This is a genomic window from Chlamydia felis Fe/C-56, from assembly GCF_000009945.1.
Lineage (GTDB): Bacteria > Chlamydiota > Chlamydiia > Chlamydiales > Chlamydiaceae > Chlamydia > Chlamydia felis.
Map to the genome: position 1 here is coordinate 677678 of NC_007899.1, position 22358 is coordinate 700035.

The following is a 22358-nucleotide window of genomic DNA, read 5'->3' on the forward strand; positions in this document are numbered from 1 at the left end:
CTTAAATTAGACGCAAAACTAACTTTTTCTTTTTTCCTTGTGCTAGTAAAACATATTGATCGAAACAAATCTGAGCTTCTTCAAAAACACTCTGCTCATCAGCTACGGGATCACTATTTACATAAAGCCCCTTTTGCTTGACCAATCTTCTAGCTTCTCCTTTAGAACCACAAACTCCAACATCAACAAAGAGATCTACCCATCGCTTACCGATAGTTTGAGATCTTTCTAAAGATACTCCCTGTCCCATAGAAATAAGGTCTTGGAAATCTTTCTCAGAAATAAAAGATACTCTTCCGGGATGCATACTTTGAGTAACAGCCAGAGCTTCTTGCAGCCCCCCTTCTCCATGTATAGAGGCTACTATAGTCTCGGCAACAAACCTTTTCACAGCTATCGGATCCAAGAGAAACTTCTGATCTAAATCAAAGATTTCCTCATTACTCAATAAAGTTAGCATGCGCGCTATTTTAGGAGTCTCTTGATCTGGCAATCTTAAAAAGTACTGATACAACTCATAAGGAGAGGTTAGATTAGGATCTAACCAAATAGTTCCCGTCTCCGTTTTGCCAATCTTTTTCCCCTGGCTATTTGTCAATAACGGATAGGTCAAACCATAGGCCTGTCCTAATCCCCGACGACGAATGTAATCAATTCCTGAGGTAATATTCCCCCACTGATCACTTCCTCCACATTGCAGACTTACCCCATGCTTTTCAAATAGGTGGGCAAAATCATATGACTGAAGGAGGATGTAGCTAAATTCCGTATAACTGATTCCTTCTTCGGATTGAATACGCTGTTTAATCGTATCCTTACTTAGCATGGTTCCCAGTCGAAAATGCTTTCCTACATCTCGAAGAAAATCAATCACCGTTGTGTCTTTAAACCAATCTAAGTTATTAACTATTTGCACTTCGGGCAAGTAATGAGAAAGACATTCTGAGAGCTTCTGGCTATTATAAGCTACCTGATTCCTTTCAAGTAAACTACGCTCCACGCTTTTCCCCGAAGGATCTCCTATCATTCCTGTGGCAGAGCCTACTAGGGCCATGGGAGTCACGCCAAATGTGGCCATCCTACGCAAAAAACATATACCTAGCCAGTGTCCGATATGGAGAGAGGGTGCTGTAGGATCAAAACCAATGTAAGCAGAAACAGGAGAGATCACATTGTCCAGTCCCGAGGAAAAATCCTCCAGGATTCCCCTATCTTTCAAATATTTTATGAAATCCCGCATTGCAATAACAAAAAATCTTAATAATTGAAGTACTATCTTAACCACCAGTCTTCTTATATGCAAGATTCCCTTCTCAGCTTTGGAGACCGGCACTGAAAACAATAGAAGTTAATTCAATTTTGATTTAAAATAGATCAATTTTTTACTTAAAGGTTCCCAATTATGGTGGCTCCAACTTCAGAAAACACTCTAAATATTACCCCAGAACAAAGAGGCGTATGCAAGTTTACTCCCTCTACCAAGTTAATTCGCATTACTTCTGTGGTTCTCATAATACTTGCGGTTTTAGCTGTAGTCGGAAGCTGCTCGGCTTTAATACTTACGACAAATATCTGGTTCTTACTACTTAGCGCTGTCGGTGGACTATGTTTAAGCCTTGGAATTATTGTAAACTTCATTGGTCCCGTTAAGAAAGAAGTGGAACAATTAGAGAAAAGCTGATAACGACGCCCGAAGTTTAATGAGGGCCTTCGAATGAATCTGAGATACTCGTGATTCGCTAACTCCAAGAATTTTTCCAATTTCCTTAAGAACTAGCTCTTCGTAATAGTACAGGGCCATGACTTTTCGTTCCTTTTCCTCAAGGCCCTCTATAGCGTTTGCTAAAAACGAGGAGAACTCTTTTCTATCTACAATATCATACCCTGTTTCAGCTCGTTCATCAGGAATACGCTCCTCTAAAGCCACTCCGGACTCACCATCAGATAGCAAGGGCCTTTCCTCATTTAAGGATATAATCAAGGCAGGACGTGCCGAAACGAACCAGCCGGAAAGCTCTTGCTGAGAGATTTGAAAATATTCACAAAGATCACCATCCGTGGGTTCTCTGCCTAATGACTGCCGTAAAGTATCCATGGCATCAGAAAGCTTATTGGCCTTTTGATGCACGCTTCTTGGCACCCAGTCCTGTTTTCTTAGATCATCGATAATTGCAGCTTTGATTAAAAATAACGCATACCCTTCAAATCGACGACTTTTTTCAGGATTAAAGCGTTCGACAGCACGCACTAACCCCTCAACCCCGGAAGCGTAAAGATCCTCGGTTTTTATATGGGAGGGCATACCTGAAATCAAGCGATGTACAACACACTTGACTAAATGCAGATAAAGATCGATCAAAGTATCACGATACTCGATCTTTTGAGTTTCCCAATATAATTCCCAAATCTCAGAAATGTTTTGCGTATTTTGTGTTTTCACAAATTTTTTCTTATGTAATTATTTTAAGATTAAATTAAAAAAACATTTTAAACAACACCCCTATTAAAAGAATTTTCTTCTTGTAATTAGACTAATTCTACAACTAAAGAGCCAAAACCTCGTCGGAAACAGACCCCAGCAAGGAAATGGGTATTTCTTCAGGAAGTTCGTTGTGCGATAAAACAAGAAGATCTGGAAAGTGAGGTTCAATCATTTTCCTTAACTCGAAACGCGATTCACATCCGGTAATGATAGCTCGGAAACCTCCATCTCCGGATTGCGTAAGAATCGACCGCACTTGGTGAACAACCTTATCGCACATCATCGGGTTAGATTTTGAGTACAAGTCACCTATCATTCTCTCTACATGCGAATCTACAGTAATCACCTCTAAAGTATTTTCCTTATCCCAAAGAGCCCTTCCTATATGCTTTCCTAGATATTTTCTGATCTTCTCGGAAAGCATCTCCTGACTATCCTCCGGAGACCCACACAATGCTATCGCTTCCAATATCTTAGGAAATAACCTTATAGATATGCGTTCCTTAACTAAAGCTTTGAGCAAAAAGAGAAGCGAATTTTCTGAAATCTTTTTCGGAATAATTTCGTCAACGGAGATGCCCAAAATATTTTGCGCATCTCTTATAAGAGCTTTAACAATCTTTCCATGAATAGCCTCTGGCACTAGATTTCTTAAGATCGGCAACAGATGAGTTAGCGATACTTCTTCAAGATAAAAATGCTGCCCACCACCACTTAAAGATGCCTTTTTCTCAGATCTCACAATTTGCATCTCTTGAGGCAATAAAATGCCTGTTTCATTGAAAATCTCCTCACGAGCAAGAAGGTACATCTCACGAGGGCTTTCTCCTGTGTAATCTACGGGTAGGTTTAGGTATATTTTTTGGAAGCCTTCAGATACAAGCGAGTGGTTTTGGATATCTTTTTTCTGTTTATGTGAAATGAATAATGCAATGACACAAGCAAGCACAGGAGCTTTAGGGACCCCGGGAACAAACAACAATGAAGAAAGTAAAAGAGCAATGATTCGAAAATGGATCCGTGCTTGTTCGTAATAATCCATAATATGTTCAAGTAGGGATTCTTTTTGTCCAACCTTAGATATCAATGTAGCAGCAGCACACGATGTCAATAGTGCGGGCACTTGACTTACCAAAGCATCTCCAACCACTGTTAGCCATAAGCTATCCGTAGTGCAATCCAAAGAGCAAGAAAAGTAGGTGGCAGATAAAAAGTTGACGATCAGAAGAATACATCCAACAACCGCGTCTCCCTTGACAAAGCGAAAAACTCCCTCCATTGCAGAAAAAAAATCACTCTCCTCAAAAAGGTCTTGTTTTTGTTTTTCGATATCGAACCCCGAGGCTCTTCCATGCAAGAGATCAGCATCTAGAGACATTTGTTTTCCAGGAAGAGCTTCTAAAATAAATCGCGCACGCACTTCAGCGACTCTTTCTGATCCCTTAGCTATTACAAGAAAATTTACCAAAAAGAACAGACAGCAGGCTGCGATTCCTGCTCCTAAATTCCCTGAAGAAAAGAAATTTCCTAAGGAAAAAATCATAGGAGATGCCCAACCCGAAGATAAAATCAGTCGGGTTGAAGCAAGATTCAATCCCAAACGAAATAAGCAAAGGTATAAAAATAATGAGGGAAAGAGCTTAGCCTCAAGACTAGATTTTACTGAAAACACCCAGAATACAACAGTTAGGGATAAGATAAAATTGATACACAGACCGGCGTCTAACAATGCTTGGGGCAAAGGAACTAAAAAAGAAAAAAGAATGCCCAAGGGAATGAGAGCCATTCGCCATAGTGTCTCTTGTTTGCTTGTCACCAAGCGCCTCCCTTCTGAGCCTCTCCTGTTTTCTTCAATAATGACAAAAAATATATATCTTCAAGAAAAACTCTTATGTCCGAAAATCGCTGATTTTCATTTATGTTTATCTTGTAGACTATTTTCTTCTATGCTAAGGTCTTTATTTCTTAAAGACATTTGTACGGAGTATAGCGCAGCCTGGTTAGCGCGGTTGCTTTGGGAGCAATAGGTCGGGGGTTCGAATCCCTCTACTCCGAACGGTTAGGTTCTTTATAACAAAAGATTTTCAGGAAATCATAAATGGCGAAGTTGATCATTTCATCCGATGACGAAACGCAAGAGTTTGAGCTGGAGGAGGGTTCTAGCATTGCCGAATCTTGTGAATCTTCAGGTGTGCCTTTTGCTTGCACAGAAGGTGTATGTGGTACATGTGTTATTGAAGTTTTAGAAGGACAAGAGAATCTTTCAAGCTTTACCGAAGAAGAAAAAGACTTTCTTGGTGATCCTGAGGATTCCAATGAACGTTTAGCCTGCCAATGCAAAATCAACGGTGGTTGCGTTAAAGTCACTTTTTAAATCCTATCTTCTTAGAAGAATGAGAAAGATTAAGATATTTACATTTGCATAGTGTAAATATCTTGATCTTTTCTATCTCTTAAATCAAAAAACAAAAATTCCCCCCTCTTCTCTGGGGATTTTTTTCTTTTGCGATCTTTCAAAGACAAATTACTTGAAAAAAAAAGCCTACATCTCAGGAAAGATATGCTGTAAAATATTAATGTTTATCTTTTAAAACCCAATATTTTATGTCACTCCCTATCAATACCCAGAGGACGTCTTATTCTATTCCTAAGACACTCCCCTCTATAACGCAGAGCGGCCAGAATAAATCTGGGATTGCTTCTAAAAAAATAACACTTATTGCTGTTTCCGCCTTGTCCATCGCAGGGCTTGTGATAGCCCTAACTCTAGCCATAACTCAATCAATCCCATCCTTGGCTGCTCTCTAGTGGTTGTCTTTTCCATTATTGCTGTAGCTTGCTGCGTTCTTCTCAATAAGAAACCTTCAGGTCTTCCAGAAACTCCTAAGATAGAAGAAGGGGCTCCAGAAAACCCAAAACTTATGATTCCAGAAATCACCCAACCAGCACTCCCTCGTCCAAGCGAAAAATTACCCACTATCCATTCCGAGTCCCTCTCCGAATCACTACTCCCTCCATCTCCTGATGTACCAAGCCCCTTAATTCCTCCAACTCCATCTCAATCTATCGATATCCCCGTATCTCTCATTACTATTCCAAGCCACGAACACCTACTTACCGGATGGACGCAACTTGCATCCCCAGGTGATGTCGATACCACTCTATTTGATCCTGTTAACGCTACGGCTCCATTCTCGGGATGGAAGTTGGCAAATACAAGAACTACTCTGGTGTCTACCACCGGAAGTGTTACTAAACCTAGATTTACCACACAGGGTCTTTCCCCTATGTTGGTAAACGCCGCCAATAGCGCAATGCATGCCGGGGGTGGTGGAACAAATAGAGCATTTTCAACAGTAGTACATCGTCAAGGATGGTTAAACTCAAGAGAGGACAAAGAACAATTAGAAGTTGGTGAATGTACTGCAGGAAAATGGATAAACCGTGATGGTTCGAACAACGATATGGCATCCGGACAACCTGCGTTTTTCGCGCAGCTTCTAGGACCCATGGCCAGCTCTCTGAACAATGACCCAGAAAAATGCTTCCAGGTAGTTAGTAAAGCCTACGAAAATTGCTTTAATAAGGCTCTGGAAAAAGGATCTAGGTATGTTCAGCTTCCCTTAATATCATCCAGTATCTATGCCCCTCCCCATAATATAGTTAAAAATGGTCACAATGTTCGCGAGTTATGGATAAACGCTGTAAAAGCAGCTTTGGTAACAGCTGCCCAAAACTTTGCAACGAAAAATCCCAACTCTGAAATGATTATTGTTGTTACTGATATAACAGATTCTCCTTTAGGTTAGAGACATAATTACATTAAAATAGGAAAGCTTGGCGCATAAAATAAGTGTATTATTTTATGCGCCAGGCAATTTGCTTCAAACCTCCCGCGGATTCTTATAAGAACATCCCGACCGGTCCCACTCTCATATTGTCGCAAGACAGGGGATAACATTCCCCCGCTCATCCAAAACACATGTAAATACTGTCTTTATTAGAACATTTAAATCATGATTTCTCTTATAAACCTAAACACCACAAAAATCTGATTTTCAATGACAAACAAAATAGTTAAAATAAAAACAGACAAAAAGAAATTACTTTATTCTCATTTTTGTTTAAAATTTTAACTATGTCACCAAAAAAAAATTTCTTCGGATAACAAACCGTTACCGCCACACCAACCGTTTTATTTAGCTCCGAAACAGCGTTTCCCCATAAAAGGATACATAAATGGAGTTTTACACAATCCTCGCGTACGAGAGACTTCTCAAAAGATCATTGCGATCCTTGGAGGTCTAACTCTAGTTGCAGGGATGGTTTGCGGGATTACTTTAGGAGCACTTGGAGCGCCAGGCCTAGCAGTTGCTACAGCCGTAGGGATTACTCTGGGAGCAATTTTATTAGGAACTTCTTTAGCCTTGTTACCAGAAAGTACCAAGACAAATGTTAGAAAAAGAATTCAAGGAACTTTTGAAAAAAGCAGATCTTATAATTTTCTTTCCTCGGGTCTTGCCGATGCCCTAAAAACAAACTTCAAAGAAAGCACGTCTCTACCTAAAGATATGCAGTCTCCTGCAATTGAAGATGTCAATGTCTTTACAGCAAAAAACAACTCTAAAGTTCGGTTAGTGACGTTTAAGATTCCGTCTCTTTTCTCTCCAATTCTAGATAACGGTAAGGGTGTATCCAGAGCTTGTTTTATACCCCCAGAAGCAAATCTCACCAAGCCTAGCACCGTTAACAATAGTTCTTTAGAAATGTTTAAATTAGAACTTGGGGACCATAACTGGAATACAAATCTCGCAGAATTTTCCCAAAAAACTAAACAACCCGCTGGATGGTCTCGCACTGCGTGGAATAGTTCCGTAACGCCCTCCTCAGAAGAGAGCCCACAATATCTTATTAATATCTGGAATCCCTTTGGTCACTATCCCAAAACACCAAATGAACAACCCGGGGATAGGCGTCACCCCCTTTATGGGAAAAGAAGCTTAGAGGATCAAAAAGAGATGTTTGTTGGTCTCTTTAAATCTTTAATGACTGAGGGTATTCATAGTATAGGAATTTATGGGCACGATCTTCTTTTTCCTAAAGGTAATAACAATGACTTTTATATCGATATGTTCGCACAATTTGACGGAGATTTTGACAGTAGAGTAGGAGAGGCCCTATCCTTGGCGCTAACAGAAATAGCTCAAAATAAAGATAGCAAATTCTCTGTTTGTTTTTATGGTATGGGCGGAAATCCTTTGCGAAAACCTAAGCCTATGGACTTCGGTCAAACTTATATCGATGACACTATTGACGATGAGGATTTTCCAGACATCTTTTAAATAATCGTTATCTTAAATTTTTCTATCTTTCCCACCCTTAGAGATTGGTCCGAAGAAAATCCCGGACCAATCTAAACCCATAAACATAAAGATCATAGACAGAAAACACACGAATGTTAAAAAACAAATACTCTTTAACAACTCGTCTGTTTTTATTTTCTTTAAGATTTTCCTTTACTCAATCTATTTTTTTCTTTTTGATGAATGCCTTCAAATAGGTTAAACTTTACCGTCGACTTTATTCTATGGATATTTTTCTCCCACTTCCAGGTAATGATTCTTCATTCCCGCAATAAAATTATTTTAGGTTTTTATGATTATTTCTCCCTTTAAAAAACAAACTGCTAGACGTTATACGCACTCAGTTAAAATTGGGAGTCTTTTTGTAGGCAGTGAACATTCAATAAAAATGCAATCTATGACAACAACACCGACCTCGGATGTTGATGCCACAGTTGCTCAGATTTGCTCCTTAGTAGAAGCTAAATGTGATATTGCTCGTGTTACTGTACAGGGAGTTAAGGAAGCTCAGGCATGTGAGCATATAAAAGAACGCCTGCTAACTATGGGTCTTGATATTCCTCTTGTTGCGGATATCCATTTCTTTCCTCAAGCAGCGATGCACGTTGCAGATTTCGTAGATAAAGTACGTATCAATCCTGGGAACTTTGTTGACAAGCGCAATATGTTCTCAGGAAAAACTTATACGGATAAAAACTATGCTGATAGTCTTCTTCGATTAGAAGAAAAATTCTCTCCTCTTGTAGAAAAGTGCAAACGTCTAGGAAAAGCGATGAGAATCGGCGTGAATCATGGTTCTCTTTCTGAACGCATTATGCAACGTTATGGAGACACCATTGAGGGCATGGTAGTTTCTGCTCTTGAGTATATCAAAGTATGTGAAAATCTTGGCTATCGCGATGTTGTTTTTTCGATGAAATCGAGTAATCCCAAGGTTATGGTTGCAGCTTATCGCCAACTTGCAAAAGATCTTGATGCTCGGGGCTGGCATTATCCCCTACACCTAGGTGTTACAGAAGCTGGAATGGGAATGGATGGGATTATCAAATCTGCTGTGGGTATTGGCACGCTGCTTACAGAAGGTTTAGGAGACACTATTCGTTGTTCGTTAACAGGGTGTCCTACTGAAGAAATCCCTGTTTGTGAAAGTTTGTTAAAGCACACAACAATATATCTTAATCTTCCTAAACAGGAAAATCCCTTTGCTTTAGAAAACTCGGAAAGTTTTGTCAATGCTTCTAAGAAAATTACAAAAACAACCCCATGGGGATCTGTTTATGGAGTATTTATCAAGCTACACGAGCATCATATTTTAAACACGACCGCGGAAAGGCTTCTTGAACAACTTGGTATAAACCCTACTAACGGGAAAAAAGATGCCACTGCACCCGAAGGCGTAGTTATTCCCAAAAGTTTTTTGGGAACCTCTATTATTGAGAAGTTACAAAAGCACATGAGCGTTTTCCATCACCACGAAGTTCCCTGCCTGTATGACTATAATGAAGAAATCTGGAATAACGAGCAGGTTTTAAGCGCTCCCTTTGTACACTGTCACGCAACACCTCCGTTTATTCACAGCGTAAGATCTTTCTTTTCTAAAAGACAGTGTGAAGATCAGCCTGTGAAATTGGTATTTTCAAAAGATCTCGATGACGAATATGAAGCGACAGTATCTATAGCTACAGAATTTGGAGCTCTACTTCTTGATGGTTTAGGAGAGGGTGTAATTTTAGACCTTCCCAATATTCCTCTACCCACTGTTCGAGAAATAGCCTTTGGCACTTTACAAAGTGCTGGCGTGCGTTTAGTGAAAACAGAGTACATCTCATGTCCGGGATGTGGAAGAACTCTCTTCGATCTTCCCGAAGTAACAACACGAATTCGCAACAAAACAAAACATCTTGTAGGATTAAAAATCGCTGTTATGGGATGTATAGTTAATGGTCCTGGAGAAATGGCAGATGCTGATTTTGGATTCGTTGGATCTAAAACAGGAATGATTGATCTCTATGTAAAGCATACGTGTGTAAAAGCACATATTCCCATGGAAGATGCCGAAGAAGAACTCTTTCGTCTTTTGCAAGAACATGGTGTATGGAAAGATCCCGAATAATACGTTTTAGCTATGACACAACCTATTTCTGACTATAGTTTAAATAAACTGACTTTCCCCGAACTCTCTGGCTTACCCTTACGGCATGGATTGTTTCCTAAACAAAAAGATGCTGAAGGTTATGTCTATGTTCCTAAAAATGAGCAAATTCGCAAAGATCTAGGTGCTGAGAGTTTTTGTGATCTTCATCAGGTACACAGCACAAGTTTACGTCACGCCACATATACAACCCCTACAGGATGTCCTGCAGACGGGTTATATACCAGTGATCCTATGCTTTCCCTACATATTCGCCATTCTGATTGCCAGCCAGCGATCTTCTATGATCCGGAAAAACACATTGTTGCTAATGTACACAGTGGGTGGCGAGGACTTGTTGGGAATATCTATGCAGTAACGGTGTCCACATTAAAACGTGTGTATAATTCCCGTCCTCAGGATTTGATCGTTGTTATAGGACCTTCTCTAGGCCCCGACTACGCCATTTATCCTGATTATAGAGAACTATTTCCCCCCAGCTTTTTTAACTTTATGCCAAAGGAAAATCATTTAGATTTTCGTGCTATCGCAAGAAAGCAACTGCGAGATCTTGGAATTTCTGATTCTAAAATTACTATTTCTGAAAGATGTACGTATACCGAACATGAGATTTTTTTCTCTTCTCGCTACCGCAATTCCCATCCAGAACCTAATGTGATAGACACTCCAATAAAAAAGAACAACGTTACTGCCGTTCTTCTTCTTCCTAGAGAATGATTTTAAAAATCGATAAGAGTTTCAGGCTGCTCTATTGCATCTTTGATTTTAATAAGAAACCCTACAGCTTCCTTACCATCAATAATGCGATGATCATAGCTAAAAGCTACATACATCATATCTGCAATGGCAATTGTATTATCAATAACTACTGGGCGCTTTTCTATTTTATGCATCCCTAATATCCCTACTTGCGGAGGATTAATAATAGGCGTGGAAAGTAGAGAACCATAGACACCCCCATTAGTAATAGTAAAACTTCCGCCTTCTAGTTCAGGAACAGAAATCAGTCCATCACGAGCTCTACTTGCTAAATCAGCAAGTCTCATCTCAATGTCTCCGCTAGAGAGTTTATCGCATTCACGAATTACTGGAACAACAAGACCACGTTCAGTCCCTACAGCAATAGAAATATCGTAATACTGACGATAGACAATTTCATCTCCATCAATGTATGCGTTTACACGAGGATATGATTTTAATCCTTCAATAACAGCTTTTACAAAGAATGACATCAATCCTAGTTTCACGTTATAGCGAGAGAAAAAGGCTTCTTGTCTTTCCTTGCGGAGTTGCATAAGAGGCGTCATATGAATCTCGTTGAATGTTGTTAACATTGCCGATTCATGAAGAGCAGTAACTAAACGACGAGAAATCGTTTTGCGTATTGACGACATACGCTCACGAACTTCATTCTTAGATCCTGAAGATTGTGGGACATTTTGGATTTTATCCCGTAAAGGAACAAAGGTCTTCCCTTCTGCGGGGGGCTCATGAGCTTTAGATCTCGGGAAACAGATAATTTCCGCATCTACAGTCGCGTCTTTAGGAGATTCTTCCATAGAGCCTACGGAACTAGATTCATGAGCATCAGAAATTTGAGCAACGACACCACCAACAGAAACAACATCTCCTTCAGCAACAGACCAAATGATCCTTCCGGATACGGGGGCATAGATAAGCTGATTTACCTTCTCGCTTTCTATTTCCATAATGCCCTGATTCTCCTGAACCAAACTTTCTGAAGCCACTAACAGAGAAGCTATCGTCACTTCACTTATTGATTCAGCGACATTTGGAATGCGTACTTCTGTAATCATATATTACCTAAAGAAAACAAAGTTTCCATTAACGTTAAAAATTCTTGTTGGCTGAGGCGTGCGGATCCTGTAGCTGTAGAACTACTTCTCGGTCTGCTAATACACTGAAGCTTTTTAGGAAAAATCTCTTCTGTCGCCATGAATATATAGTCGTAAGCACCCATATTCCGAGGCTCTTCTTGAAGCCATACGTAATGTTCGACTTTAGAATATTTACCAATTAAGCAAAGTAAATCTTCAAGATACAATGGGTACAGACTTTCAATACGCAAACAAGCAAAGTCTTTATTACGCTCTTTAGGTAAGGCCCCTTTAAAATCGTAGTAAACTTTTCCAGAACACAACACTAAAATTTTGGCATCATAATTAGGATCCGCGTCTTCAAGAATAGGGCGAAACCCTCCAGGCACAGTAAACTCGTCTATAAAGCTTGTACATTCAGGATGACGCAGAAGTAATTTTGGAGAGAAGACTACCAAAGGCAGGGATAGATCTCTCTTAGTATGCTCGCGAAGTATACGGAAATATTGTACGGGTGTAGAAGGAATCACTACTTGAAAATTCCAATTTGCAGCTAGCTGCAAATACCTTTCTATACGTGCTGAAGAGTGCTCTGGTCCCTGACCTTCATATCCATGAGGGAGAAGAACAACAAGATCAGAATGTAAATCCCATTTCTGTATGGCTGAAGAAATATACTGATCAAAAATGATCTGCGCCCCATTGGAAAAATCTCCAAATTGAGCTTCCCACAAAACTAAGGTACGTTCTGCTTGCTGAGCATACCCATACTCAAAGCCTAAAACAGCATATTCTGATAATGGAGAGTTGTAAATATCCACAGATCCTTGATCAGGAGATAAGTGATACAACGGCGAATAGGTATCTCCAGATTTTACATCACTCCAAAGCAAATGTCGCTGACTGAATGTTCCACGAATGGCATCTTGCCCCGAAAGACGTAAGGAAAATTTCTCTATTAACAAAGAAGCAAAAGCGAGCTCTTCTGCCATTCCCCAATCATAGCCGATTTCTCCTGCAGCCATTTTCATCCTCTTCTCCAGTAGAGCTTTAACCTTGGGATGAGGTGTGAAATGCTCAGGAATACCACATAATTTAGAGCTTATATGAAATACTGTGTCACGAGTTAAAGACACGTCGATATCATTCACCAATAGCTCACCGAGATCCATACGATCACAATGTCGGCAATCTTTTTTAGTTAGAGTTCGATTTTCTTCCTGTTTTAATAATTGAAATTCCTTATTGAGGTTATCCTGAATGTTTTGTTCAATTTTTACTAAACTATCTTCAGAAATCTCTTCAGAATAATTTTCTAACAGATACTTCCTATAAATCTCACGAATTGTGGGTTTTTTCTTAATCTCATCGTAAAGCAAAGGAGATGTTATCGACGGATCATCACTTTCGTTATGTCCGTATTTACGATAACAGCAAAAGTCAATAATCACATCGCAATGAAACTCTTCGCGAACCTTAAGAGAATATTCAATAGCCTGCAAGCAAGCGGTAACATCCTCAGCGTTCACACGAAATACAGGAATGCCTAGCATCTTAGCAATATCTGTACAATATGGCGTAGAACGCGATTCCTTAGGCTGTGCGGTAAATCCTATATGGTTGTTTATAACAATATGCAGAGTTCCTCCGGTGGAATATCCTGGAATCTGACTTAATTGCAAAGTTTCGTAAACAACTCCTTGCCCTGAAAATGCTGCATCTCCATGAATGAGAAGTGCTAAACAAGAGTGGTCTTTTCCTGAATCTACTTGATGTTGTAAAGCAGCAACAACTCCCTCAACAACGGGATCAACAGCCTCTAGATGGCTAGGATTTGGCAACATAACAAATGTTATTTCCTTATCTGCTCTACTATGAGATCTAGAAACATATCCCTTGTGATACTTCACATCACCGACAGAGTCTAAACCTCGGGATTCGGGATTATCCTCAAACTCCATGAAAACTTGGGAGTAGGGCTTCCTTAGTACATTTGTTAAAACATTCAATCGGCCACGATGCGCCATTCCAAGAATATAATTCGTGACGTCAAGAGAAACACCATAATGAACAAGATGTTCAAGCATAGGGATTAAACTTTCTGCTCCTTCTAAGGAGAATCGTTTTTGCCCTGTAAACTTTATTTGCAGAAATTCTTCAAAGAATGTTGCCTTACACATATCTTGATAGACACGTAAAAGCTCTTCTGGGGATCGTTGAGGAGGCTTGCTCTCCATAAGCTTCCAGACATATTCTTGTAGTTGAGGAGAACACGTAAGAGTTTCAACAGAAATACTTCGGCAATAAAAGTTTTTTAATGCTTGGATCAAATCACATACAGGAACTTTAGGACGGGGAAGAACGCCTAAAGAAGGGACGGTTTCGTTAGGATCTATATTTTTAATTTTTTCCTGAATCAAAGAAGAAGGACGAACAGGAGATATAGGAGAAACGTGACTTTGTAGATATCCGTAATAACGGTAAATCATACAAAGAAACTGTGCTTTCTTTTCTTGCAAAGCAGCATAGGCTTCTTCGTTGCCAGAAGATGTTGAGCTAACTCCCTCCTGACCCAATTGATACCCTTCAAAAAAATACTTCCATGAAGAATCCAGGGTTTCATGATTTAGAAACCTTTGAAACATAGCTTCGATCCAGTCCATATCCGAAGAATGGACTTGTCCAGCAAACTCAGAATCCATATGATATTTGTTCTCGATAGATGCGATCTGAATTTCGTTTCATAGCAAATTTTTATTTTTCAAAAAAAACAATCTTTGTTTTTTTTCTATGGTTGAAAAAAAGCAAGGGATACATTACATCTTCTCTCTAGAATACAGGATGGTGCCCACTAGATGAAAAGTGAACGTCTAAAAAAACTCGAGTCTGAACTACGTGACCTAACCCAATGGATGCAACTGGGTTTAGTGCCAAAGAAAGAAATCGATAGACATAAAGAAGAAATGCGCTCTTTAGAAAACAAAATCCTTGAGGAGAAGGAGCGTTTACAACTACTAAAAGAAAGTGGCGAAGTTGAAGAATTCGTCACCCCAAGACGCAGCCCTGCAAAAACCGTCTATCCCGATGGACCAAGCATGTCAGATATGGAATTTGTTGAAGCAACAGAAACCGAAATTGATATTGATTCCGGGGAGACAGTAGAAATCGAGTTGCCCGATGAAGATCGAGAAGAGGGTGCTGTAGAAATCGACTATTCTAACGATGACGATGAAGATCCTTTTAGTGATCGGAATCGTTGGAGACGCGGGGGAATTGTTGATCCCGATGCTAATGAATGGTAAAACCCCTTTAGCTCTCTACATCCATTTTCCTTTTTGCTCAAAGAAATGCCACTATTGTAACTTTTATACGATTCCTTATAATCCGGAATCCGTGGGTTTGTATTGCAATGCAATTCTTCAAGAAGGATTGCATAAGTTGTCTACAATTACGGACTCGTATTTCATCGATACTGTATTTCTTGGTGGAGGAACCCCTTCATTAATTCCTCCCCATCATCTACATAATATCATTAAAATTCTTGCGCCTCATGCTCAAGAAATCACTCTAGAGGCTAATCCGGAAGATCTATCCGAATCCTATTTAAGAGATCTTACCCAGACTCCTATTAATAGGATTAGCATTGGAGTACAGACCTTTCATGATCCCCTTCTAAAAGCTATAGGAAGAATACATTCTTCATCAGCGTCTATAGACGCTGTACAGCGTTGCCACGAACACGAATATCACAATATCTCAATAGATCTTATTTACGGTCTCCCCACCCAGTCTTTGTCAGATTTTATTGCTGATCTTCATCAAGCTTTATCTCTCCCCATTACGCACCTCTCTCTTTATAACCTTACCTTGGATCCCCATACATCGTTTTATAAGCACCGACGGATTCTAGAACGTTCTATTGCTGACGATGACATACTTGCAGCTATGAGTCTCTCAGCTGAAGAGCTCCTCTCCTCTCATGGGTTTTCTCGTTATGAACTTGCCTCATACGCAAAATTTCAAGCACAATCAAAGCATAATCTCTATTACTGGACAGATAAGCCATTTTTAGGATTAGGAGTCTCTGCTTCACAATACTTCAATAAAATACGCTCGAAAAATCTCTCAAGAATCTCTCACTATCTACGCGCGCTGCGTAAAAACCTCCCTCTTCAAGAATTCACAGAATGCCTACCTGAAGAAGAACGTATTAAAGAAGCTTTAGCTCTAAGACTACGTCTTACTAATGGAGCCCGATGGAAAGATTTCCCTGCTCCACTCATGCAGGCTCTAGTTTCCCTTCCTCAAATTCAAGAACTCTTCGACCAAAACGATGAGTTTCTATTCTTAAACAAACAAGGCCGATTATTTCACGATACTATCGCTGAAGAAATCATGAATCTTTCTTTTTAATTTAATAAAACAAGAACAATTGTTATTAGTTTTTAAAAACAATTAATTGTTATTAAAATATGAAAGATAAAATCAATAATAAAGAAAACGAAGATTCAATATCAATTAATATGGGAAGCAGAGCACAGTTGAGAGCAACTCCTGACCCAGCTCTATTTACCTTAACAAAAACAGGGATCACATCAACGAAACCCATTAATATGAGCAACCAGAATATTACTGGTTTGGCAAATCCTCAAAAAGATTCTGACGCAGTGTCTTTGGATTACCTACAATCAAACTACGTATCAAAGACAGACCCCAATTCTGGATATCTACAAACAAAAGGTGGAACCATGTCTGGGGACATTAATATGGGTGGTCACTCAGTCACAAATATAACAATTCCAAATACAAATGGAGCCAACGGCACATTGGATCCATCATCTGCAGCGACTGTACAGTATGTTATGGATACAGCTGATAAGGTAACGAATAATCCCGAAATTAATAAAGCTTTGGAAAAAATCTCTGCGATATCTACAAAAGTCAGCACAATTGAAGCCGCTTTAGGAATAGTACAGGCCCAGGATCCAGTCCCACCCCCTACACAACCGTCCTCACCAACAACAAGAATCTCAATAAGCCCTGCAAGCTCCACTCAGATGATGAGAATTAGAAGATGCAACAAGACCAGCACTTCATCTCTGCGAACAGGAAACAATACAGCAACTCCCCCTCAAACTGATACTTCAACAGACCCTACACAAGAAGACACTTCACAATTTGTAAGAATTACAGGAAGCTCCATGTCAGGAGATTTAGACATGTCCCAACATACTGTGAAGAATATACGAACACCGGGAGATTCAGACACTAAAGATGCTGCAAATGTTGAGTACTTGCAATCTAAAATCACCACTCCACAAATTGGACTGTTAGGAAATACTATCAATACGACCACTACAGTTACCGATGATTTTGACTGGAAAAGCTCTTCGACAACACCTCCTGTCCCTCCAGCTCCTTCACCATCTCAGCCCATCACAACACTTACAGAACCTACACCCCATTTTCTAACTTCAACTACCACTACTACTACACCTACGACAAGCCCAACAACAACGCCCACGACCCCACAAAAAACTGATAATATGATTACAACTCCGGTAACGGACAAGTATTTAAAAATCGATGACTCTGATTCAAAAGTAATTAAAGTGCTTGCTCCGGGAATTACAACACTGTCTGTAACAGCTAATTGGGATGGAGATACAGCCGCTAATATCAGTGTAATATTAAATCCATCCACAACAAGAACTACGAACGGTAACACAACTACCGCAAATGATACTACGGTCTATAACGTGTTAGCATTGAAATCAGGACAAAACCTATTCTGTCAGATTCCTGTTACGCAACCTTCTGATCTCAAACTCAAATTCACTCCGCCAACAACAGGAGGCGGCAGTGGTGGTGGCACAGGAAACAACTCTCTTACAGTTACTTCATGGTCGTGGCAGGTCACACTACTTCCATCTATCTTCCCAACTACAACTAATCCGTAGTTTTATCTAAAATAAGGCTAAGTTTATTCTTAGCCTTATTCCATAATTTAATAAGCAGCCCCTATAAAAGATACGGTCCATGTACGTGTAGTAACTGCAGGAGACGAGGTAACATCGAAACTCAGTATGGTTGAAACAGATGCTTGAGAACCCTCAACAAAAATATAAGTGTTCCCTATCAATGTGGAATCTGACTTACCCTCTATTTTATAGCACTCTTTTTTCGCACCACCATTAGGCGTAAGAGATAGAGAACAACTAACATTTGCAGCTGCTAAAGCGGGATTCTTTATTAGAGAGAGAGTCTCACTCGGATATGAATCCCCTGATAAACGACAATATCCTGATGGGCTAATTCCTGGAGAAGTTACTGTTGATTGAGAGAAATCATAGATAAAAGAAACTAAATAAATACCTCTACGCAATAAAGTAACGCTACTATTATCTGTGGTTGTGATGTAGTTTTCAGAATTTCTAGACTTTTCATAATTCGGAGTCGAAGATCCATTAGACGTCTGTTTTAAACTAACAAATGGGATTTCCATTCCAGACCAGTTCGGATATAAGGAATTGTGTTGACTTATACCAGCAACAGTCTCCAACACGTCTTTTACAGCTAGGATTCTTTGAAGATTTTCTTTACCTGTACCAGTAGAAACAGCCCCTAAAGCTGCAGTCACTCTATTTTTTGTTGTACCGCCTGTTATTATAAGATTTTTAATCGTAGGATCCAGGTCTGTAGGCGCACTCTGCTCGCTTTTCTTAAATCCTAAATCTCCTTGCATGGAATTCCCCCCACCTCGTACTAACCATTTAGCATTTTGAGGGTTTTTAAGCGTCCCTTTATCTCCCTCTGGAGTTCCTAAGTCTTCTATGAGCTTATCCAAACCATTCGTTGAGACTAGATCATTTATACGATTAATAAGATCAGTTACGTTATTAGCCAGAGCACCAATATCTTCTGAAACCATTCCCACTGAAGCCATATCTGTAGAATTCACAGTAGAGGTTTTATATGATGTAGGCAAACCAACTACAGTAGACGATCCCCCCATATTGATATTACCAATCATTAAGCCACCGGCAGTCCTTAAAAAGGTCCCGGTTGTAGTGATATCTCCTTTTTGCAGGTAATCTTTGAGATCACTTTTTAAAGCAATACTCCCAGTAGATGGTGTGCCATTAGCATCCCTAACTATGTTTGCAATTCTTTGGCCAGAAACATTCCACGGTTGGTACATAGAGTTTTCGTTACTACCACAGGAAAATAGATTCTGATCAGTGGATGTAGTATCACGAGAATTTTGTGCTTTTACAGATTTAAAAAAATTTTTCATTTTTTAATTTATTAAAACTCATATTGATCAATTTCAAACAAACAAATAGAATAAAAAAATTTTTTTAAAAACAAAAACTAAATTAATAATAAAAATATCGACGGATTTACATAGGAAAAGCTAAGGTATATTGATTGAAAAACAAGGAGAATGTTGTGCCCCAACAAAGTATTATGTCGACGATAGCGAATTTAATCTTTTTTCTCTCACCATCCATACCTGTATTAATTTTCTATCGAATTTTGTTTAAAAATGAACCCTTAGCTCCTAAGAAGCACTTTAGAAAGTATAGGAATCTTTTATTCCTATGCGCTTTCATCATCATAGCTACGCCAATCTTATGGAACGTGATGTACGTCTTTGCCATGGCTTCTGGCAAAATAAGAATACGTAAAGTACCCTCTATGGATCCATCCTACATAAAATTGATGGGTATGCCGATTCTTGTTCTAGGCATTTGGTCTATGATAGAGCCATTCATTCTTTGTAAGAAAATGCGCGAGGTAAAAAACCACTACGCAAAGCTTGCTAAAGAAGCAGAAAAAGCAGAGAATCCAGTGCATGCTCCTGCTGTTGACGGGTGTTGCTCAAAAGGCTATTGCTGCAGCAATTCCCAGTCTTCAAACGTATAAGGAATGCGTATTAAGGAACCCTAATTTAAAGGTTACTATCCTCTGTCTAACTCTGAGATTATTTCGGAGTATGAAATAGAAAAATCACCGGTGTTTTTGTAATTTTCTGAGTTACCCTATCGAGATCCTTAGATTGCTTCCAAGCATCTACTGATCTTGTAGAAACAAACTCCTGATCACCGGTGAGATCTATACATACACACAAATCAGAGTACCCCGGTAAAAATGCTAATAACGCTTGGAAAGTATGAACATTACGGTAGGGTGTTTCGATACATACTTGCGTATTCTGTTTTCCGGAACTACTCTTTATACAGCGATCTCTATCTTTAGGATTTTGTGGAAGATACCCTAAAAAAGTAAAATTCTGCCCCGGTAATCCTGATAGCATCAAAGCTAAAGTTATAGAGCATGGCCCAGAAAATGCTTGGATAGGTAAATTAAGAGAGCGAGCACGCCGCACTAATCCAGCCCCAGGATCCGCAATACAAGGGAGACCGGCATCAGAAACCAATCCCCAATTTTCCTGTTTTTTTACAATAGGCTCAAGATAGAAATCCCAGGCTTTTATGGATCTATCATTTTTATTTAATACAGCTATGGGAAATTTATGTGTTTCCGGAACTTTCCATAAACTAAGAAAGGCCCGCCCACCACGATCACTTTCAGCAATTAAACCTTGAATCCTAGGGATAACCTCACCAATAGCCGCGGGTAGAAGATCTACGCGTCGATTACCTAAAGTATTTGGGAAAATATATAAAGTCATGAATGTGTCATCCTAATTAGCAAGGTTTCAACAGCTATTATAGGGTCTTGATCATTATTCTTAATAACACTCTCGGCATAAAATAAATGACTCAGGGCTTGATAAAGCCGTTCTTTCCCATAGGCAACAAAAAACCGATGCTTCCGATCTCCTACTTCTTCTTCCAGGCTACGCAATCCATACAAACACTGCCCACGAAGAAAAGCTATCAATCCCAGGGGATCTTCTCCTTGTTCATAAATCAAAGATTGAAGCAAAGCCTGACTTTCACTGGCATTCCTCTGAAGCACCGCATCGCGTAATTTCCATAAGGATACCTGCTCTTTTTTCACAACGAAACTTTCAATATCGCTATATTCTAGCGTTTGCTTTTTCCCCATGCAGCAGAGCAACTTATGAAACTCTCCGAGAAGATTATGCATTTCTTCCCCTTGAGGGAATTTTTTAATAAATGCAGAAGCTAAAGCTAAAGGGCAAGAAATCCCTAAAAGTGATGCTCTTTGAGATAGAAGAACCATCATACGTTTTTCTCTATCTGATGGCCATTCACCAAATAATGATAAAAAAATTGCCGAAGAGAATTCCTTCCTTAAAGATTGGTAACAAGATTGCTTTGTAGTAAACAACAATACAGTAAGATAGGGGTGGGGATTTTTAGCGTAGCGAATAAGAAAATCCCGAGTTTGCTGCGATAGCTTCTCTACTTGGAAAATAGTAATTACTTCTTTAGAGGGGAATAACCCGTAAGCTTCTGTCCATTTTGATAAGTCGCTAATCGTTAATCCTGAAGCATCAAACTCTTGAGTTTTCCCAGAAATAAGCAGCTCTATGCATACATCCTTATCCTCTTCAGAATTTGAACCAATGACTGTAAAAGAAGGAGTATTTTCCTTGTAAACTTTAGAAAAATCTTGGAAGCAAGTGTAGTCTTGCATCTCCTGAACCTCTTAGCACAGACATATTAGAGAACTTACTATACCTGTTGCCATTCTAACTGTACAGAGAGAGTCTATAGAATCCTAAGATGGAGACAAAAAAAAACGGTAAGAGAAGCATCTTCTTACCGTTCACCATCGCCTAACGAATCTTGTTCCTATCGAGCAACGAGTTTCATTAACTGTTGACGCCAGCCATGAGCTGTGCGAACACGGCTTTTAGAACCACATCTTCTTGTAGCAGAAGAAGAACACACACGCTTGCAAGCAGCTGTGTGTTTATGATGCTTGTGGCAAGTAGACAGTGCTGGTTTTGCTACTGCTTTTCTAGCAGCTGGCTTACGAGATGCTGCGGCTTTTTTAACAGCAGGCTTTCTAGTAGTAGCTGCTTTCTTAGCCACAGTTTTACGAGCTGTTGTAGTTTTTCTAACTGTTTTGCGAGCTGTGGTTTTCTTAGCAACTGTCTTACGAACTGTTTTTCTCACAGCAGGCTTGCGAGTCGCAACTTTTTTAGCAACTGGCTTGCGAGTTGTAGCTTTCTTAGCAGCTGGCTTACGAGATGCTGCGGCTTTTTTAACAGCAGGCTTTCTAGTAGTAGCTGCTTTCTTAGCTACAGTTTTACGAGCTGTTGTAGTTTTTCTAACTGTTTTGCGAGCTGTGGTTTTCTTAGCAACTGTCTTACGAACTGTCTTTCCAGCAGCAGCTTTTCTAGCAGGTTTTCGAACAGCTTTAGTAGCTGTTTTCTTGCTGCTACGTTTCTTTTGTACTCCTAACATTTTCATTTCCCCTAATTAGACAGGTAATTACTTATCCCATCTATCGGCAGGAAATTGAAAAAACTTTAATAAAACTCGAATTTATTTTTAATAATTTAAAAACAAAAACGAGTT

Annotated in this window: 19 protein-coding genes and 1 tRNA gene; 11 read left to right on the forward strand and 9 right to left on the reverse strand. The window is 39.5% G+C overall.

Annotated features, from left to right (window positions below):
• Window position 1 precedes the first annotated feature (1 nt).
• Window positions 2–1240: a tyrosine--tRNA ligase gene (tyrS, locus tag CF_RS02920; protein ID WP_041468091.1), complete on the reverse strand. Its 1239-nt coding sequence runs from the start codon at window positions 1238–1240 to the stop codon at window positions 2–4.
• A gap of 162 nt (window positions 1241–1402) precedes the next feature.
• Between tyrS and CF_RS02925 the strand changes: the two genes are divergently transcribed.
• Window positions 1403–1681: a hypothetical protein gene (locus tag CF_RS02925; RefSeq protein WP_041467974.1), complete on the forward strand. Its 279-nt coding sequence runs from the start codon at window positions 1403–1405 to the stop codon at window positions 1679–1681.
• Here the strand turns inward: CF_RS02925 and CF_RS02930 are convergent.
• Together CF_RS02930 and CF_RS02935 are read right to left on the reverse strand one after the other, a co-directional pair.
• Entirely contained in the window at window positions 1667–2440 is a 774-nt protein-coding gene (locus CF_RS02930; RefSeq protein ID WP_011458131.1) for a FliA/WhiG family RNA polymerase sigma factor, read from the reverse strand. The genes CF_RS02925 and CF_RS02930 overlap by 15 nt on opposite strands.
• A gap of 103 nt (window positions 2441–2543) precedes the next feature.
• Window positions 2544–4268 (reverse strand): EscV/YscV/HrcV family type III secretion system export apparatus protein, encoded by a 1725-nt coding sequence (locus CF_RS02935; protein ID WP_232500672.1) that lies wholly within the window; start codon window positions 4266–4268, stop codon window positions 2544–2546.
• Window positions 4269–4462: 194 nt separating this feature from the next.
• Here CF_RS02935 and CF_RS02940 point away from each other — a divergent pair.
• The 6 genes from CF_RS02940 to pgeF all read left to right on the forward strand — a co-directional run bounded on the left by CF_RS02940 (window position 4463) and on the right by pgeF (window position 10714).
• Window positions 4463–4537: transfer RNA gene (locus tag CF_RS02940), tRNA-Pro, on the forward strand.
• Window positions 4538–4580: 43 nt separating this feature from the next.
• Entirely contained in the window at window positions 4581–4856 is a 276-nt protein-coding gene (locus CF_RS02945; protein ID WP_011458133.1) for a 2Fe-2S iron-sulfur cluster-binding protein, read from the forward strand.
• Window positions 4857–5289: 433 nt separating this feature from the next.
• Window positions 5290–6291, forward strand: a complete 1002-nt coding sequence (locus CF_RS02950; protein ID WP_011458134.1) for a macro domain-containing protein — start codon at window positions 5290–5292, stop codon at window positions 6289–6291.
• Between the two features lie 513 nt (window positions 6292–6804).
• Complete coding sequence (locus tag CF_RS02955; protein ID WP_011458135.1) at window positions 6805–7824, forward strand: hypothetical protein; 1020 nt, start codon at window positions 6805–6807, stop codon at window positions 7822–7824.
• Between the two features lie 313 nt (window positions 7825–8137).
• Window positions 8138–9958, forward strand: a complete 1821-nt coding sequence (locus CF_RS02960; RefSeq protein WP_011458136.1) for a 4-hydroxy-3-methylbut-2-en-1-yl diphosphate synthase — start codon at window positions 8138–8140, stop codon at window positions 9956–9958.
• 12 nt (window positions 9959–9970) lie between these two features.
• Complete coding sequence (pgeF, locus tag CF_RS02965) at window positions 9971–10714, forward strand: peptidoglycan editing factor PgeF (RefSeq protein ID WP_011458137.1); 744 nt, start codon at window positions 9971–9973, stop codon at window positions 10712–10714.
• Window positions 10715–10716: 2 nt separating this feature from the next.
• On the opposite strand, the gene sucB is transcribed toward pgeF, so the two are convergent.
• Together sucB and CF_RS02975 are read right to left on the reverse strand one after the other, a co-directional pair.
• Complete coding sequence (gene sucB, locus CF_RS02970) at window positions 10717–11814, reverse strand: dihydrolipoyllysine-residue succinyltransferase (RefSeq protein ID WP_011458138.1); 1098 nt, start codon at window positions 11812–11814, stop codon at window positions 10717–10719.
• On the reverse strand, window positions 11811–14537 hold the full coding sequence (locus CF_RS02975; protein WP_011458139.1) for a 2-oxoglutarate dehydrogenase E1 component: 2727 nt from the start codon (window positions 14535–14537) through the stop codon (window positions 11811–11813). Before CF_RS02975 ends, sucB begins: the two co-directional genes overlap by 4 nt.
• Window positions 14538–14690: 153 nt before the next feature.
• Here CF_RS02975 and CF_RS02980 point away from each other — a divergent pair, with 153 nt between their 5' ends.
• Genes CF_RS02980 through CF_RS02990 form a run of 3 tightly spaced genes read left to right on the forward strand, consistent with a single transcriptional unit; the run spans window position 14691 to window position 17795 of the window.
• Window positions 14691–15137 (forward strand): hypothetical protein, encoded by a 447-nt coding sequence (locus CF_RS02980; RefSeq protein ID WP_011458140.1) that lies wholly within the window; start codon window positions 14691–14693, stop codon window positions 15135–15137.
• Window positions 15127–16248, forward strand: coding sequence for a radical SAM family heme chaperone HemW (hemW, locus tag CF_RS02985; protein ID WP_041467979.1), 1122 nt, complete (start codon window positions 15127–15129; stop codon window positions 16246–16248). Before CF_RS02980 ends, hemW begins: the two co-directional genes overlap by 11 nt.
• Before the next feature lie 59 nt (window positions 16249–16307).
• A complete protein-coding gene (locus CF_RS02990; protein ID WP_011458142.1) occupies window positions 16308–17795 on the forward strand; it encodes a hypothetical protein in 1488 nt (495 codons plus the stop codon).
• A 47-nt stretch (window positions 17796–17842) separates the two neighbouring features.
• On the opposite strand, the gene CF_RS02995 is transcribed toward CF_RS02990, so the two are convergent.
• The gene (locus CF_RS02995) at window positions 17843–19132 is read right to left on the reverse strand and encodes a hypothetical protein (RefSeq protein ID WP_011458143.1); all 1290 of its coding nucleotides are present in this window, start codon (window positions 19130–19132) and stop codon (window positions 17843–17845) included.
• Window positions 19133–19305: 173 nt separating this feature from the next.
• Here CF_RS02995 and CF_RS05310 point away from each other — a divergent pair, with 173 nt between their 5' ends.
• A complete protein-coding gene (locus tag CF_RS05310) occupies window positions 19306–19764 on the forward strand; it encodes a hypothetical protein (protein WP_041467981.1) in 459 nt (152 codons plus the stop codon).
• 58 nt (window positions 19765–19822) lie between these two features.
• On the opposite strand, the gene CF_RS03005 is transcribed toward CF_RS05310, so the two are convergent.
• From CF_RS03005 to CF_RS03015, 3 genes are all read right to left on the reverse strand, one after another.
• On the reverse strand, window positions 19823–20533 hold the full coding sequence (locus CF_RS03005; RefSeq protein WP_011458145.1) for an SAM-dependent methyltransferase: 711 nt from the start codon (window positions 20531–20533) through the stop codon (window positions 19823–19825).
• Window positions 20530–21468 carry a DNA polymerase III subunit delta gene (locus CF_RS03010; protein WP_011458146.1) on the reverse strand — a complete coding sequence of 313 codons (939 nt, stop codon included), beginning with the start codon at window positions 21466–21468 and terminating at the stop codon, window positions 20530–20532. The genes CF_RS03005 and CF_RS03010 overlap by 4 nt, the downstream gene beginning before the upstream one ends.
• Before the next feature lie 158 nt (window positions 21469–21626).
• Window positions 21627–22244 (reverse strand): histone H1-like repetitive region-containing protein, encoded by a 618-nt coding sequence (locus tag CF_RS03015; protein WP_011458147.1) that lies wholly within the window; start codon window positions 22242–22244, stop codon window positions 21627–21629.
• Window positions 22245–22358 lie beyond the last annotated feature (114 nt).